The organism is Variovorax sp. Soil_C_19, assembly GCF_057657255.1.
Window position 1 is genome coordinate 19,550 of record NZ_JBDGIV010000020.1, and the last position, 16,241, is coordinate 35,790.

A 16,241-nucleotide genomic window follows, 5' to 3' on the forward strand; every position below is an offset into this window, starting at 1 on the left:
TCCCACTTTCAGCTATTACTCTCCATCGGGGTATCGAATAAAGTGCAGGTTATGGATGGCCCGAGGCGCCCGCGTCCGCCGTTCCCCCCACGTATCACCGCAACGACCGCACTCGTTTCCAAGGAGAAAAGAACATGACCCCCTCCCGTACCACCGCCCACCGGCTCGAAGTGGCGACCGAGCTCCACCGCTTCATCGAGGACAAGGTCTTGCCCGCCAGCGGCGTGGCGAGCGACGTGTTCTGGAAGGGCTTCGACGCCATCGTGGCCGACCTCGCGCCGAAGAACCTGGCGCTGCTCGCCGAGCGCGACCGCCTGCAGGCCGAGCTCGACACCTGGCACAAGAAGAACCCGGGCCCGATCGCCGACATGCCGGCGTACCGCGCCTTCCTCGAGAAGATCGGCTACCTGCTGCCGCAGCCCAAGGGCACGAAGGCCACCACCGCCAACGTCGACGACGAACTCGCGCTGCAGGCCGGTCCGCAGCTGGTGGTGCCGATCCTCAATGCGCGCTATGCGCTCAACGCGGCGAACGCGCGCTGGGGCTCGCTGTACGACGCGCTCTACGGCACCGACGCGATTCCCGAAACCGACGGCGCCGACAAGGGCCAGGGCTACAACCCGGTGCGCGGCGCCAAGGTGATCGCGTTCGCGCGCAACGTGCTCGACCAGGCCGCGCCGCTCGTCAACGGCTCGCACAAGAACGCCACCGGCTACAGCGTGAAGGACGGCCAGCTCGTGGTCGCGCTGCAAAGCAGCGACACCGCGCTGGCCGACCCGTCGCAGTTCATCGGCTACCAGGGCGACGCCACGGCGCCGTCGTCGGTGCTGCTCAAGCACAACGGCATTCACCTCGACATCCGCATCGACCGCACCACGCCCATCGGCAAGAACGATCCGGCCGGCGTGAGCGACCTGGTGCTCGAAGCCGCGCTCTCGACGATCCTCGACCTCGAGGACTCGGTGGCCGTGGTCGATGCCGCCGACAAGGTGACGGCCTATGCCAACTGGCTCGGCATCGTCGACGGCACACTGACCGAACAGGTGGCCAAGGGCGGCAAGACCTTCACGCGGGGCCTGAACCCCGACCGCGAATACACCGGCGCCAACGGCCAGCCGCTGAAGCTGCACGGCCGCTCGCTGATGTTCCTGCGCAACGTGGGCCACCTGATGACCAACCCGGCCGTGCTGTACGACGGCGGCAAGGAAATCCCCGAGGGCATCCTCGATGCGGTGGTCACCACCACCATCGCGATGATCGACCTGAAGCGCAAGGGCAACTCGCGCGCCGGCAGCATCTACATCGTCAAGCCCAAGATGCACGGCCCGGCCGAAGTGGCCTTCGCGAGCGAACTCTTCGGCCGCGTCGAGCAGCTGCTCGGCCTGCCGGCCAACACGGTGAAGCTCGGCATCATGGACGAGGAGCGCCGCACCAGCGTGAACCTCAAGGCCTGCATCGCCGAGGCCGCCGCGCGCGTGGCCTTCATCAACACCGGCTTCCTCGACCGCACCGGCGACGAGATGCACACCGCCATGCAGGGCGGCCCGATGATCCGCAAGGGCGACATGAAGGCCAGCGCATGGATCGGCGCCTACGAGAAGAACAACGTGCTCGTCGGCCTCGCCTGCGGCCTGCGCGGCAAGGCGCAGATCGGCAAGGGCATGTGGGCCATGCCCGACCTGATGGCCGCCATGCTCGAGCAGAAGATCGGCCACCCCAAGGCCGGCGCCAACACCGCCTGGGTGCCCTCGCCCACGGCCGCCACGCTGCATGCGCTGCACTACCATCAGGTGAACGTGGCGGCCGTGCAGCAGGCGCTCGAGAAGACCGACGCCGATGCCGAGCGCGACAACATCCTCAACGCGCTGCTGCAGGTGCCGATCGCGGCCGAAGCCAAGTGGAGCGATGCCGAGAAGCAGCAGGAGCTCGACAACAACGTGCAGGGCATCCTCGGCTACGTGGTGCGCTGGATCGACCAGGGCGTGGGCTGCTCCAAGGTGCCCGACATCCACGACGTGGGCCTGATGGAAGACCGCGCCACGCTGCGCATCTCGAGCCAGCACATCGCCAACTGGCTGCTGCACGGCGTGGTCACGAAGGCGCAGGTCGACGAGACCTTCCAGCGCATGGCCAAGGTGGTCGACCAGCAGAACGCGGGCGACCCGGTGTACCAGCCGATGGCCGGCCATTTCGACACCTCGGCCGCGTACAAGGCGGCGCAGGACCTGGTCTTCAAGGGCATCGCGCAGCCGAGCGGCTACACCGAGCCGCTGCTGCATGCGTGGCGCCTCAAGGTCAAGGCTGGGGCCTGATCGCCTCTTCGCCGGCTTGTGAACCACGGCGCCCTCGGGCGCCGTTTTTTGTTGGCCGTTAGGATGCGGATCGCTTTTCGCCTCCGGTTCCCCGCTTTCCCATGACACTCTCCACGGCCCCCGCACGCTCGGCCACATCGATGCTGATCGTGCTGGCCTCGGCCTTCGCGCTGAGCCAGGCCTTTCGCACCGTCGGCGCGATGATGGCCACGCCGCTCGGCGGCCACTTCGGCCTCTCGCCCCAGCAGATCGGCCTGTGGGCCGGCACCTTCCATTTCATGTTCGGCGCGACCCAGCTCGCGATGGGCGTGGCGATCGACATCTACGGCGTGCGGCGCACCGTGCTCAGCGCCTTTCCGCTCGCCGTCGCGGGCGCGGTGCTGTGCGCGGTGGCGCCGAGCTTCCATGCGCTGCTGCTCGGGCAGGCCCTGATCGGCGTCGGCTGCGCGCCGGCGTTCCTGGCCTGCACGGTGTTCATCGCGCGCCACTTCGAGGCCACGCGCTTCACCGCGATGTCGGGCCTCGTGATGAGCATGTCCGGGCTCGGCATCCTGTTCACCGGCACGCCGCTCGCGCTGCTGATCGACGCGGCAAGCTGGCGCGCGGGCTATGCCGCGCTGGCCGGCTTCGCGCTGCTGTCGTGGGGCTTCGTGTTCTGGCGCGTGCACGAGCCGCCGCAGGCGGCGGCGCAGGAACAACGGCCCTCGCTTGGCCGCGCGGTGCGCGAGCTGCTGCCGCTGTTCGCGATGCCGCACACGCTGGGCCTGCTGTGCTTCGCCTGCGTGTCGTACGCCGCGTTCATCACGCTTCGCGGCCTGTGGCTCGGTCCGATGCTGCACGACCGGCACGGGCTGTCGCTGGTCAACGCCGGCAACGTCGCGGTTGCGATGACCATCGCCGGCATCGCCAGCCCCGCGATCTTCGGCCGCCTCGACCCCGGCGGCGCGGGCCGGGGACGCTGGCTCATGGGCTGTGCCTTCACGGCCGCCGCCATTTTCACGCTGATGGCGCTGACGCACTCTCTGTCGCTCGACATCGGCCTGGCGATCCTCTACGGCCTGCTGTCGGGCTATTCAGTGCTGCAGTACTCGTACACGCGAGCAGCCTATCCCGCGGCCATGACGGGACGCGCGCTCGCGCTGCTGAACATGGCGATCTTCCTCGGCGTGTCGCTGATGCAATGGACCACGGGCGTGGCCGCCTCGTGGGCCGCGGCCAGCGGGGTGGAGCCGTTCCGCGCCGTGTTCCTCACGATCGCGGGCATGGTCGCGGCAGGCACCACCGCGTTCATCCTGCTGCCGCGGGCGCCGGGGCGGCCGGCCGCGAATTGAGCCGCCGTCGAACGAGCGGCTGCCGTTTCATTCGGCCTGGCCGACCACCAGGTCCCGCAGCGCGGTCATCAGCGGCGACCATGTCGCCTTGGGACGGCTGATCAGCATCCATTGGCGCCGCGTGCGCAGGTCCGCGAGCGGTAGCGCCTGCAGCTGTTCCGGACGCCGCTGCAGCAGGTACGTGGGCACGAAGCACAACAGGTCGGCGCTGCCGACGATGTCCATCGCGGCATCGGTGTTGTGCTCGATCTCGAGCACCACCACCGGAGCGCCGAGACCGCGATCGGCAAAGGCCTGGTCGACGACCCGGCGCGCGGCGGTGTGGCGGCTCGGCAGCGTCCAGCCATAGGGCTGCAGGTCCTCGAGCTGCAGATCGATGCCCCGGCGGCTGGCCTGCAGGAAGAGCGGATGGCGCGGCCGCGCGGCCACTTGCAGTTCGTCCCCGCCGATGGGCGTCTGCGTGCATGTCGTGACCTGGCCCGGATACGAAGGCACCACCGCCAGGTCGAGCCGCCCCTGAAGCAGCGCGCGCTCCAAGTCGTCGGATTTGCCGACCTCGAGCAGCACACGCAGCCCCGGACGGTTCCGGATCAATTCGGAGACCGCCTTGGCCGCGCGGCTTTCGGATGTGGCGAGCGTCATGCCCAGGCGCAGCAAGCCTGCGTGCTGGGCCTGGATGTCGCGCGCGGCGCGCAGCGTCTCTTCGTGCTGCAGCACCAGTTGCCGCGCCGACTCGAGGAACAGCTGGCCGCTGCTGGTGAGGATCACGCCGTGCGCGCCGCGCTGGAACAGCGGCGTGCCCACGGCCTCCTCGACGCGCCGGATGATCTTGGAGACCGCGGGCTGCCCCAGTTGCAGCGCGGTCGCGGCCCGGCCGATGTGGCCATGCGCGACCACGGCCTGCAAGCACACGAGGTCGGTGTAGGCAAAACCCATAGGTGGCACCAGCATAGGCCAAAAGGCGCACTTTCATTCCAGCGCGGAATCGATTCGGAGATGCCCGGGAATGGGTTTCGACGGGGTTCTGACTAGAGTTTGTGCATCCACAGACACATCCGCAGGCCCTCGTGAAACAACCCAACATCGTGCTGATCGTGGCCGACAACCTCGGCTGGGGCGAACTCGGCTGCTACGGCGGCGGCAGCCTGCGCGGCGCGCCCACCCCGCGCATCGACGCGCTCGCGCGCCAGGGCCTGCTGTTGCAGAACTTCAACGTCGAAAGCGACTGCGTCCCGACGCGCTCCGCGCTGATGTCCGGGCGGCACCCGACGCGCACCGGGTGCCTCCAGTCGGTGCCCCCAGGCCTGCCGCAGGGGCTGACACGGCGGGAGGTCACCCTGGCGCAGGTGCTGTCGCAGGCGGGTTATGCCACGGCGCACTTCGGCAAATGGCATCTGGGCGACATCGAAGGCCGCTTCCCTTCGGACCGCGGGTTCGACGAGTGGTACGGCATTCCGCGCACCACGGACGAGAGCCAGTTCACGTCGACGATCGGGTTCGACCCCAGCGTCGCCGACATCCCCCACATCATGGAGGGCCGCGCCGGCGAGCCCTCGCGCAACGTCAAGGTCTACGACCTCGAAAGCCGGCGGCGCATCGATGAGGAACTGGTCGAGCGCTCGCTCGAATTCATCCAGTCGAACCATTCGCAGCAGAAGCCGTTCTTCCTTTACCTGCCGATGGTGCACCTGCATTTCCCGACACTGCCGCACCGCGACTTCGAAGGGCGCACGCAGGCCGGCGACTTTGCGGACTCGATGGTAGAGATGGACCATCGCGTCGGCCAGGTGGTCGACGAGATCGACCGGCTTGGCATCGCCGAGGACACGCTGTTCGTCTTCTGCAGCGACAACGGCCCCGAGTTCCGCGTGCCCTACCGCGGCACGGCCGGGCCCTGGAGCGGCACGTACCACACCGCGATGGAGGGCTCGCTGCGCGTGCCGTTCATTGCGCGCTGGCCGGGCAAGATCGAGCCCGGCCGGGTCAGCAACGAGATGGTCCACGTGACCGACCTCTTCACGACGCTGGCAGCCGTGGCCGGCGGCCGCATTCCGGCGGACCGCCCGATCGATGGCGTCGACCAGTCGGAATTCCTGTTCGGCAGGCAGGCCAAGTCGGCGCGCGAAGGCTTCCTGTTCTACATCAAGGGCGACCTTCGGGCGGTCAAGTGGCGCGACTGGAAGCTTCACTTCTACTGGGAGCCCCAGGTCAACGAAGGCAAGGGCAAGCTCGAGACGCCTTATCTCTTCAACATCACGCGCGATCCCAAGGAAGAGACCGACGTGCTGATCTACAACACCTGGGTCCTCGGCCCGGTAATGCGCATGGTCCAGGCGTTCAACCAGAGCTGTGCGGCGCATCCCAATACGCCGCCGGGCGCGCCCGACTGAAGACGAAGGCCGCTCGCTTTCGCCCGCCCCTTTCGACCCCCTTATCCACCGGACCCACACCATGCCATTCGATACCTCCCTCGCCCGCCGCAGCGTCGTGCGCGCTGCCCTCCTCCTGTGCGCGCTGGCCGGGGTCGCCGCTCACGCGGCCGACGACGAGAAGCCGTGGCCCGCGGCGAAGCCGATCAGCTGGCTCGTCGGCTTCTCGCCTGGCGGGAGCCTGGACGTGCTCACGCGCACTGCCGCACGCAAGCTCAGCGAAAAGACAGGCCTGCCGGTGGTGGTGGAAAACCGCCCCGGCGCGTCGGGTGCGATCGCGCTGCAGGCGTTGGTCAAGGCGGCGCCCGACGGCTACACGCTGATCTCCATCCCTGGCCCGATCCTGTTCAACCAGCGCGTCCCGGAGCTCGGCAACGAGCTCATGGCCGTGGCATCGCTGGCGCAAGGCCCCATGGTGCTGGTCGGGCCCGCGTCGGCCGCACAGGCCACGGTGGCCGACCTCGTCGAGGCGATGCGCAAGGAGCCCGCGCGGTGGAGCTACGCCAGCTCCGGCACCGGCAGTTCGCAGCACCTCGCAGGCGAACTGTTCAACGTGACCTCTGGCACGGCCATGGCGCACGTGCCCTACAAGGGCGGCGGCCAGGCGGTGGCCGACGTGGTGGGCGGGCAGATTCCGCTGGGCATGCTGGGCGTGACGCCCGTGCTGCCGCACATCCAGTCCGGCAAGCTCAAGGCGTATGCCGTGACCACGCGCTACCGCATCGAGAGCCTGCCCGACGTGCCCACGATGCAGGAGGCGGGCCTGAAGAACTACGACGCCACGCAGTGGTACGTGGTCGGCGTGCCGGCCGGCACGCCCGATGACCGCGTGGCGCTTCTGAGCCAGTGGATCAACGAGATCATGGCGTCCGTCGACCTGAAGGCGGTGTTGATGGCGAGCGGTTCGGTGGCCGGCAAGGGTGGCCCGAAGGAGACGCAGGATTTCGTGGCGAACGACACGCGCAGGTGGAAAGAACTGGCGCGCAAATCGAAGCTCGCGCTGAACTGATTCGCGCGCCAGGGGAAAGCCGGCGCGCGGTCAGCCGGCAGGCGTAGCGACCTCGCACCCCAGCCGCGTGAGCGCCGCGTCGATCCAGCTGCGGTCGTCCTTTCCCGCCAGGATCGCGCTCATCTTCTTCTGCTCCTGCTGGTGCTTGGCCGTGGCGGCCTTGAAGACCGCGTCGGTCTGGTCGAAGGGTACGCACAGCACACCGTCGTCGTCGCCGAGCAGCAGGTCGCCCGGCTCGATCACCATGCCGTCGATCGCGATCGGCACGTTGATCTCGCCGGGGCCGTCCTTGTAAGGGCCGCGGTGGCTCACGCCGGCGGCGAAGATCGGCAGCGTCTGGGCGCGAATCCAACCCAGGTCGCGCACCGCGCCCCACAGCACGATGCCGGCCACGCCGCGCACCTTGGCGTGGCTGATCATCAGTTCGCCGATCAGCGAGTTGCTCAGGTCGCCGCCACCGTCCACCACCACCACGTCGCCGGGCTGCGCGAGGTCGAGCGCCTTGTGGATCATGAGGTTGTCGCCGGGCCGCGTCTTCACGGTGAGGGCCGCGCCGGCCATGGCGCCGCCGCCGTGCAGCGGACGCAGGCGCGCGCCGCCGGCGGTCATGCGGTTCATCACGTCGCTCACGTTGGCCACGGGCAGGTCGCCAAAGCGGGCCACGGTGTCGGCGCGCACGGTGCGTTGGCGCTGCAGGATTCGGAATCCGATCATCGAGAAATCTCCAGGAAAGATGGAACAGGAAAGAGGGAGAAAACGGAAGCGACCGCTTCAGGGCGCTGCAGCCGCCTCGACGGCTGCCACGGCACCGCGGCGGCGCCGGCGCGGCAGCAGCGCCGCCAGCAGCAGCAGCGCCGTCACCACCAGGAAGCCCAGGCTGATCGGCCGCGTGAAGAAGACCGAGGCATCGCCCGCCGACAGCAGCAGCGCGCGGCGCAGGTTCTCTTCCATCATCGGACCGAGCACATAGCCCAGCACCAGCGGCGCCGGCGGGCAGTCGAGGCGCGCGAACACGTAGCCGAGCACGCCCACTCCCGCGCACAGGTACACGTCCATCGCGTTGCCGTTGACCGTGTAGTTGCCGAGCGCGCAGAACATCACGATGGCCGGGAACAGCCAGCGGTACGGCACGCTCAGCAACCGCACCCACAGGCCCACCAGCGGCAGGTTGAGTGCCACGAGCAGCGCGTTGCCGATGAACATGCTCGCGATCACGCCCCAGAACAGCTCGGGGTTGCGGGTCATCACCGTGGGGCCGGGCTGCACGCCGTTCATCACCATCGCGCCGAGGATCAGCGCCATGGTGGCGCTGCCCGGGATGCCGAGCGTCAGGGTGGGGATGAAGGCGGTCTGGGCCGCGGCGTTGTTGGCCGCCTCGGGCGCGGCCACGCCCTCGATCGCGCCCTGACCCAGCCGCTCGGGATGGCGCGCGAGCTTCTTCTCGACCATGTAGGCGGCAAAGGTGGAGATGGTCGGGCCGGTGCCGGGCAGCACGCCGAAGAACGCGCCGAGTGCCGTGCCCCGCAGCGACGGCGCGATGATCGCCTTGAACTCCGAGGCGCGCAGCCACATGCCCGACAGCGGCGTGCTGAACACGCTGCGCTCCTCGGGCTCGGCCAGGTTCTTCAGCACCTCGGCAATGGCGAAGAGCCCGACCGCCAGCACGGTGAAGCCGATGCCGTCGGCCAGCTCCGGCACGTCGAAGGTGTAGCGCTCGATGCCCGAGTTGACGTCGGTGCCGACCAGCCCGACGAGCAGGCCCACCACCACCATGGCAATGGCTTTGAGCGCGTCGCCGCTCGACAGCACGGTGGCAGAGACCAGGCCCATCAGCATCAGCGAGAAGTAGTCCTCGGCACCGAACTCGATGGCCCAGCCCGCGAGCGGCACGCCGAGCAGCGCGATCAGCAGCGTGCCGATGCAACCCGCGATGAAGGAGGCCAGCGCCGCGGTGGCGAGCGCGGCGCCGGCACGGCCCTGCCGCGCCATCTGGTAGCCGTCGAGGCAGGTGACCGCCGAAGAGGTCTCGCCCGGCAGGTTGACCAGGATGGCGGCGGTGGAGCCGCCGTACTGCGCGCCGTAGTAGATGCCCGCCAGCATGATCAGCGCCGACACGGGCGGCAGCCCGAAGGTGAGCGGCAGCAGCATCGAGATGGTGACCAGGGGTCCCACGCCGGGCAGCACGCCGATCAGCGTGCCCAGCAGCACACCCATGAAGCAGTAGCCCAGGTTCTGCAGCGTCATCGCGACGCCGAAGCCCAGGCTGAGGTGGTCGATGAATTCCATGGCTAGAACCTCCACGCGAAGAGCGCGTAGGGCAGCTGGAGCCCCCAGATGAACACCGCGACCGCGCCGAGGTTGAGCACCACCGTGAGCACCAGCACCTCGAGCAGGCGGAATTCCCGGCCGGCAAACGCAGCGATGCCCACCAGCAGTGCCAGCGCGGGAACCAGCCCGATGCGCTCGATGCCCGCGCCGAAGGCCAGCATGGCCCCCGTGAGCAGCGCGAGCGCGCCCCAGTCCCAGCGCCCCTGCATCGGCTGGAGGCTGCGCAGCCCGCGCAGCAGCACCGTGCCGCCGATCAGCATCAGCAGGCCGCCGAGCGCGCGCGGGAAGTAGCCCGGGCCCATCTCGCCGAGGGTGCCGACCGGGTAGTCGTGTGCCGCGAAGAACGCGAAGGCGCCGATCGAGACGAAGAGCAGCCCCGCGAGCGCGTCGCGGTTGCCGAAGAGTTGCAGCTTCATGCCGTGCTCCGGACCGCCGTTACGGCGCCACCGGCAGCTTGGCGGCCTTGACCACCGCGGTCCACTTGGGCACGTCCGACTTCACGAGCGCGGCGAACTCCTCGGCGGTACCGCCGAGCGCTTCGGCACCGGCCGCCTTCAGCTGCGCCCGCACGCGCTCCTGCTGCAGCAGTGCGTTGATGCGCGTGTTGAGCAGTTCGATCACGGCTGGCGGCGTGCCGGCCGGCGCCGCCACGCCCCACCATGTGACGGCCTCGGAATCCTTCACGCCCAGTTCCTCGAGCGTCGGCACATCGGCCAGGTCTGCGCTGCGCTTTTTGGCGAACACGGCGAGCGGGCGCAGCGTACCTTCCTGGATGTGGGACATGGCCGAGGGCACCGAAGAGATGTACACGTCGACCCGCCCGCCGAGCAGTTCGGGCAGCGCCTGGCCGGTGCCCTTGTAGGGAACGTGCAGCAGCTTGATGCCCGAGCGCTGCTGGAACAGCTCGCCCGCGAGATGCGAGCTGGTGCCCACGCCCGGCGTGGCGAGCCGCACCTTGCCGGGGCGTTCCTTGGCCTGCGCCAGCAGGTCGGCCACCGAGGCGATCGGCGAATCCTTGCGCACCACCATCACCTGCGGCGCCGATGCAACCAGCGCCACCGGCGCGAAGTCGGCCACGGGGTCGTAGTTGCCCTTGCCGAGGATCGGATTGATGACCATGTTGGCGTTCTGCGCCATCACGATCGAATAGCCGTCGGGCCGGGCCTTGGCCGCGAGGCTCAGGCCCAGGCTGCCGCCGCTGCCGGCCTTGTTCTCGGGCACCACGGTCCAGCCGTTCTGCTTGCTGAGTTCGTTGGCGATCACGCGCGAGACCGTGTCCGTGCCACCGCCCGGGGGGAAGGGCACGATCATGCGGATCGGCTGGTCCGGGTAGGCGTCGGCGTGGGCCGCACCGGCGCCAGCGAAGGCGAGCCCGAGGACGATGGCGCCGAGGGCGCGCTGGGTGATGATGTTCTTCATTCTTTTGTCTCCTTGATGTGGTCTTTTTGGATGCGGGCCGGCGTGCGCCCGCGGCTTTGTCATTCAATCGGCGGCGAGCTCGGCCACGCGCACCAGGTTGCGCGCATCGGGTTCGCCGCCGTCGAGGATGTCGATCACCTGCTGCGCGGCCATTTGCGCCATGGCGCGGCTGGCGCCCGCCGTCACGCCCGCGATGTGCGGCGTGGCGATCAGGTTCGGCGCCGACCACAGCGGGCTGCCGGCGGGCGGCGGCTCCTCGGCGAAGCTGTCGAGCCCCGCGCCGCTGAGCTGGCCGCTGTGCAGCGCCTCGCACAGCGCCTCTTCGTCGATCAGCGGGCCGCGCGCGGTGTTGATGACGCAGGCGCCGCGCTTCATCAGCGCAATGCGCGTGCGGTCGAGCAGGTGGCGCGTCTCGCGCGTCAACGGGCAGTGCAGGCTGACGATGTCGCTCTCGCGCAGCAGGTCGTCGAGTTCGCGCTCGCAGGCGGCGTCGAAGCCGCGGATCGCATCGCGTGCATGCGGATCGTGGATGCGCACCTGCAGGCCCAGGCCGCGCGCCATCCGCGCCGCCTGCTGGCCGATCGAGCCGAAGCCGACCAGCCCCAGCACCGTGTCGCCGATGTCGCGGCCGATGAAGGTGGGCTTGGGCCACTCGCCGCGCTTGACCGCCGCGTCGAGCCACGGCACCTCCTTGAGCAGCGCCAGCGCCAGCGTGATCGTCAGCTCGGCCACTGCCTGCGAGTTCGAGCCCATGCCGCGCACCACCGGGATGTTGCGCGCCGCGGCGGCATGCAGGTCGATGTTGTCCACGCCCACGCCGTGCTTGGCAATCACGCGCAGCCGCGGCGATGCGTCGATCACCGCCTGCGTCACGCGGCCCTGCCGCACGATCAGCGCGTCGACCTCGAACTCGGCCACCCGCGCCGCCACCTGGTCGGGCGGCGAATAGGCGGGCGAAAAGATCACGTCCACGTCATGGGCCTGCAGCAGCTCGACCGCGCCGCCGGCCAGTCGGTCATGGGTCACCAGCACGCGGCGGCCGCGGGTGTAGGTGCGCTTGTCTTCTTCGTTCAATCCGTGTCTCCCTGAAGTCGGGGCCCCCGATGTGGCGGCGAGGGCTCGATGCTCTGCCGATCGGATTGATCTGGGAACTGCAAGAATCGCAAATGTCTATGATCTTCAGTCATCAATAGGGGGGCAGCGGCATGAAGTACCCGATCGACGGCCTGGAGGCCTTCATCGAGATCGTGGACCTGGGCAGCTTCAACAAGGCCGCGCAGAAGATGCATCTCACCCAGACCGCGCTGACGCGCCGCATCCAGCGGCTCGAGGCGCAGCTGGGCCTGCGGCTCCTGGACCGCACCACGCGCTCGGTCAGCCTGACCACGCTGGGCCGCGATTTTTTGCCCGAGGCGCGGCAGTTGGTCGAGGACGTGCACCGCAGCTTCGAGCGGCTGCGCAACATGTCGCGCCTGTCCGATGGCGACGTCGTGATCGCCTCGGTGCCTTCGCTGATGTTCGGCCGCCTGCCGCGCGTGCTGCACCGCTATGCGCTCGCGCATCCCGGCAACCGGGTCGAGGTGCTGGACCGCAACAGCACGCGCGTGCTCGAAGCCGTGCGCCAGCGGCATGCCGAGTTCGGGCTGCACGTGCACCTGCCGAACCAGCCCGAGCTGCATCACGAGGCGGTCTGCCGCGATCCGTTCGTGGCCTATTGCCGCGAAGACCATCCGCTGGCCGGGCGCGCCGAGGTGTCGTGGGCCGAGCTTGTGGACTTCGACCTGATCACGCTCGGCGGCACCAGCGGCAACCGCCAGCGCATGGAGGCGCAGCTCGCGACGGCGGGCATCGACATCCGCACGCGCTTCGTGGTCGAGTACTACTCCACCGCGCTCGGCCTCGCGAGCGAAGGGCTCGGCGTGGCGATCCTCGTGTCCTTCGGTGCGGAGGTGCGGCCGCCCCTGGTGCAGGTGCCGCTGGTCGGCCCGGTGATCGACCGGCCGCTGTCGCTGGTGCGCCGGCGCGGCGAGACGCTCACGCCCGCGGCGCAGGCGCTGTACCGGCAGATCCTCGGCGAGCTGTCGCCGCCCAGCGCGGTTGGATGAAGCACGGCAACCTGGTGCGCTGAATCCAGCGGCGCTTTGGTTGCGTAGAAGAGGCAAGCGCATTGCGCCTCCGCACCGTGGCGGTTCGCACGGGTCTCTCTACACAACCAATCTCTCCAGGAGCCTTCCATGAAAAAGATCGTGATCGCAGTCGGCGTGTCGGTACTGCTCGGCGCGTGCGCAGGCGGCATGGGCATGAGCGGCAGCAATGCCACCTCGCCCAACCCGATGGTCGGCGGCGCAGCGATGTTCCCGACCAAGGACATCGTCGACAACGCGGTGAATTCGAAGGACCATACGACGCTGGTCGCGGCAGTGAAGGCGGCCGACCTCGTCGCAACGCTCAAGAGCCCCGGTCCGTTCACCGTCTTCGCGCCCACCAACAGCGCCTTTGCCGCGCTGCCGGCCGGCACGGTCGACACGCTGCTCAAGCCCGAGAACAAGCCCACGCTGACGAAGGTGCTGACCTACCACGTGGTGCCCGGCCGCATGGACGGCGCGGCGCTCGCGAGCGCGATCAAGGCGGGCGGCGGCAAGGCGATGCTGAAGACCGCGAGCGGCGGCACGCTGACCGCCACCATGAGCGGCAGCAAGGTGATCGTGACCGATGCGAAGGGCGGTGCCGCGAGCGTCACCATCGCCAACGTCTACCAGTCGAACGGCGTGATCCACGTCGTCGACAAGGTGCTGCTGCCGGGTTGATCGCCCAAGGGCGCGCGCGGCTGCGCGTTCAGCCGCGCTGCGCCGCGTCGGCCTCGTCGCGCAGCCACTGCGCGAAGTCCTGTGCGTCTCGGTTGGCCGCGGCGCGGCGCGAGGTCTGCACGAAATAGCCGCGCTGCGAGGCGGTGCCCTCGCCGAGCGGCGTCACGAGCCGGCCCTCGCGCAGCAGTTCGCGCAGCAGCGGCAGCCGGCCGATGACCACGCCCTGCCCCGCAACCGCCGCGGCGACGGCATCGGCGTACTGCGTGAAGCGCAGCGTGCTCTTCATGCGCAGGTCGTCGAGCCCCATCACCTTGAGCCAGGGCTCCCAGTCGGCGGTCGGCGCCTCGCCGTGGTCGGGATAGTCGACCGTGAGCAGCGTGAGCTTCGACAGATCGGGCAGCGCGCGCAGCGAGGCCGCGAGCTGCGGCGCGCACATCGGCACCACCGTTTCCTCGAACAGCGCCGGCCCCACGCCGCGCGCGATCGGCATCAGCCGCACCGCCACGTCGATGCGGCTGCGTTCCATGTCGAGCACGTCGAGCGTGGCCGACACCCGCACGTCGACCTGCGGATGCGCGCCGGTGAACCGCGCGAGCCGCGGAATCAGCCAGAGCGAGGCAAAGCCGGGCGTGGTGGTGATCGCCACCTGCCGCGGCGCCGACGCCGCGCGCACGCGTGCGGTGGCATCGCGCAGGCGCTCGAGGCTGTCGGTCACCGCGCGCTGCAGCACGCCGCCGGCCTCGGTGAGCGCCAGCGCGCGGTGCCGGCGCTCGAACAGCAGCACGCCGAGGCTGGTTTCGAGCTGCTGGATCTGCCGGCTCACGGCCGACTGCGTGAGGTGCAACTCACCCGCAGCGAGCGTGAAGCTCAGCCGGCGCGCCGCGGCCTCGAAGCTGCGCAGCAGCTCGAGCGGAGGCAGCTCGCCGGCAGTACCGCTTGTCAGGGCTTTCGCATTCTCTGGATGCATGCAACGAGTTCCGAATGACCGCGTGTAAGAAAGAGGCGGGTTCACTATATTCATTCGCATCACGAATGCAATGGAGCTTGCCATGCGCCCCCCGACTTCTTCCTTCGCCCTGAGCCTACCCGTCCATTCCGTCTTCGCCGTGCCCGACGGCGACAGCGTGGGCATCGAATGCCGCAGCGGGGCGGTATGGGTCACGCTCGACCGCGACCCGCGCGACGTGGTGCTCGCACCCGGCGAGCGATTCGTCGGCACCGGGCACCGCCGCATGCTGGTGTCGGCCCTCGAGGCGTCGTGCATCGCAGTGCGCGATGCACAACCCGCGGCGATACCGCTCGCCGCACCGGTGCGGCGCCCGTCGCCCTGGCGCCTGCCCGCGCTCGGGTTGTCCCCGGCTTGACCTCGGCGGCCGCGGCATCGAACCTCGATGCCATGCACAAGACAGAGGCCTACATCGTCGCCGCGGTCCGCACGGCCGGGGGCCGGCGCGGCGGCAAGCTCTCGGGCTGGCATCCGGCCGACCTCGCGGCGCAGGTGATCGACGCGCTGATCGCGAAGAGCGGCATCGACCCCGCTGAGGTGGAAGACGTGATCCTCGGCTGCGTGAGCCAGGCCGGCGAGCAGGCCAGCAACGTCGCGCGCAATGCAGTGCTGGCCTCGCGGCTGCCCGAATCGGTGCCGGGCACCTCGGTCGACCGGCAGTGCGGCTCGTCGCAGCAGGCGCTGCATTTCGCGGCGCAGGCGGTGATGTCGGGCAGCATGGACGCGGTGATCGCGGGCGGCGTCGAGAGCATGACGCGCGTGCCGATGTTCACGCCCAACGCGCTGGCGGCCAGGGCGGGACTCGGCACCTTCATGAGCCCCGCGATGCAGCGGCGCTATCCCGGCGTCGAATTCAGCCAGTTCACCGGCGCCGAGATGATCGCGCGCAGCCACGGCATCGAGAAGGAGGCGCTCGACGGCTACGCGCTCGAAAGCCATCGCCGCGCCATCGCGGCAACGCAGGCGGGCGCCTTCGACGACGAGATCGTGCCGGTCGAGGTCCTGCAGGCCGACGGCACCCCGGGCGGCACGCAGCACACGGTCGACGAGGGCATCCGCTTCGACGCCACGCTCGAAGGCATCGCGGCAGTCAAGCGCATTGCCGAAGGCGGGCGCTGCACCGCCGCCACCGCGAGCCAGATCTGCGATGGCGCGAGCGGCGTGCTGGTGGTGAACGAACGCGGCCTGAAGGCGCTCGGCGCCAGGCCACTCGCGCGCATCCACCACATGAGCGTGATGGGGCACGACCCCGTCGTCATGCTCGAGGCGCCGCTGCCCGCCACCGTGCGCGCACTCGCGAAAGCCGGCATGCGCATCGACGACATCGACCTGTACGAAGTGAACGAGGCCTTCGCGCCGGTGCCTCTGGCCTGGCTGCGGGCGCTCGACGCCGACCCCGCGCGGCTCAACGTGAACGGCGGTGCGATCGCGCTCGGCCACCCACTCGGCGCCTCGGGCACCAGGCTCATGGCGACGCTGGTGCATGCACTCGGCCGGCGCGGCAAACGCTACGGCCTGCAGACCATGTGCGAAGGCGGCGGCATGGCCAACGTCACCATCGTCGAAAGGCTCTGAAGCGCAGCAGGACGCAGGCCGCGGC

Annotated in this window: 15 protein-coding genes; 8 read left to right on the plus strand and 7 right to left on the minus strand. The window is 69.5% G+C overall.

Features of this window, described 5'->3' with window-relative positions; all coding sequences use genetic code 11:
• Positions 1-134: 134 nt before the first annotated feature.
• Positions 135-2,312, plus strand: coding sequence for a malate synthase G (locus tag AC3A6R_RS24990; RefSeq protein ID WP_487865904.1), 2,178 nt, complete (start codon positions 135-137; stop codon positions 2,310-2,312).
• Between the two features lie 101 nt (positions 2,313-2,413).
• Entirely contained in the window at positions 2,414-3,643 is a 1,230-nt protein-coding gene (locus AC3A6R_RS24995) for an MFS transporter (protein ID WP_487865905.1), read from the plus strand.
• Positions 3,644-3,670: 27 nt separating this feature from the next.
• Here the strand turns inward: AC3A6R_RS24995 and AC3A6R_RS25000 are convergent, their stop codons facing one another.
• Positions 3,671-4,579, minus strand: coding sequence for a LysR family transcriptional regulator (locus AC3A6R_RS25000; RefSeq protein WP_487865906.1), 909 nt, complete (start codon positions 4,577-4,579; stop codon positions 3,671-3,673).
• 131 nt (positions 4,580-4,710) lie between these two features.
• Between AC3A6R_RS25000 and AC3A6R_RS25005 the strand changes: the two genes are divergently transcribed.
• Entirely contained in the window at positions 4,711-6,033 is a 1,323-nt protein-coding gene (locus AC3A6R_RS25005) for an arylsulfatase (protein ID WP_487865907.1), read from the plus strand.
• A gap of 61 nt (positions 6,034-6,094) precedes the next feature.
• Positions 6,095-7,081, plus strand: a complete 987-nt coding sequence (locus tag AC3A6R_RS25010; RefSeq protein WP_487865908.1) for a tripartite tricarboxylate transporter substrate binding protein — start codon at positions 6,095-6,097, stop codon at positions 7,079-7,081.
• A gap of 30 nt (positions 7,082-7,111) precedes the next feature.
• On the opposite strand, the gene AC3A6R_RS25015 is transcribed toward AC3A6R_RS25010, so the two are convergent.
• The 5 genes from AC3A6R_RS25015 to AC3A6R_RS25035 form a co-directional block, all read right to left on the minus strand.
• Positions 7,112-7,795 (minus strand): RraA family protein, encoded by a 684-nt coding sequence (locus tag AC3A6R_RS25015; protein WP_487865909.1) that lies wholly within the window; start codon positions 7,793-7,795, stop codon positions 7,112-7,114.
• 57 nt (positions 7,796-7,852) lie between these two features.
• The gene (locus AC3A6R_RS25020; protein ID WP_487861287.1) at positions 7,853-9,367 is read right to left on the minus strand and encodes a tripartite tricarboxylate transporter permease; all 1,515 of its coding nucleotides are present in this window, start codon (positions 9,365-9,367) and stop codon (positions 7,853-7,855) included.
• Positions 9,368-9,369: 2 nt separating this feature from the next.
• Positions 9,370-9,825: a tripartite tricarboxylate transporter TctB family protein gene (locus AC3A6R_RS25025; protein ID WP_487865910.1), complete on the minus strand. Its 456-nt coding sequence runs from the start codon at positions 9,823-9,825 to the stop codon at positions 9,370-9,372.
• Between the two features lie 19 nt (positions 9,826-9,844).
• Positions 9,845-10,828, minus strand: coding sequence for a Bug family tripartite tricarboxylate transporter substrate binding protein (locus tag AC3A6R_RS25030; RefSeq protein WP_487865911.1), 984 nt, complete (start codon positions 10,826-10,828; stop codon positions 9,845-9,847).
• A 63-nt stretch (positions 10,829-10,891) separates the two neighbouring features.
• Positions 10,892-11,902 (minus strand): hydroxyacid dehydrogenase, encoded by a 1,011-nt coding sequence (locus tag AC3A6R_RS25035; protein ID WP_487865912.1) that lies wholly within the window; start codon positions 11,900-11,902, stop codon positions 10,892-10,894.
• Between the two features lie 131 nt (positions 11,903-12,033).
• On the opposite strand from AC3A6R_RS25035, the gene AC3A6R_RS25040 reads away from it, so the two are divergent.
• Both AC3A6R_RS25040 and AC3A6R_RS25045 read left to right on the plus strand, forming a co-directional pair.
• Entirely contained in the window at positions 12,034-12,933 is a 900-nt protein-coding gene (locus AC3A6R_RS25040; protein ID WP_487865913.1) for a LysR family transcriptional regulator, read from the plus strand.
• 189 nt (positions 12,934-13,122) lie between these two features.
• A complete protein-coding gene (locus AC3A6R_RS25045) occupies positions 13,123-13,635 on the plus strand; it encodes a fasciclin domain-containing protein (protein ID WP_487865933.1) in 513 nt (170 codons plus the stop codon).
• Between the two features lie 28 nt (positions 13,636-13,663).
• On the opposite strand, the gene AC3A6R_RS25050 is transcribed toward AC3A6R_RS25045, so the two are convergent.
• A complete protein-coding gene (locus AC3A6R_RS25050; protein ID WP_487865914.1) occupies positions 13,664-14,602 on the minus strand; it encodes a LysR substrate-binding domain-containing protein in 939 nt (312 codons plus the stop codon).
• Between the two features lie 82 nt (positions 14,603-14,684).
• Here AC3A6R_RS25050 and AC3A6R_RS25055 point away from each other — a divergent pair, with 82 nt between their 5' ends.
• Positions 14,685-14,999, plus strand: a complete 315-nt coding sequence (locus AC3A6R_RS25055; protein ID WP_487865915.1) for a DUF2917 domain-containing protein — start codon at positions 14,685-14,687, stop codon at positions 14,997-14,999.
• A 32-nt stretch (positions 15,000-15,031) separates the two neighbouring features.
• Positions 15,032-16,216, plus strand: a complete 1,185-nt coding sequence (locus tag AC3A6R_RS25060) for an acetyl-CoA C-acetyltransferase (protein WP_487865916.1) — start codon at positions 15,032-15,034, stop codon at positions 16,214-16,216.
• Positions 16,217-16,241: the final 25 nt, after the last annotated feature.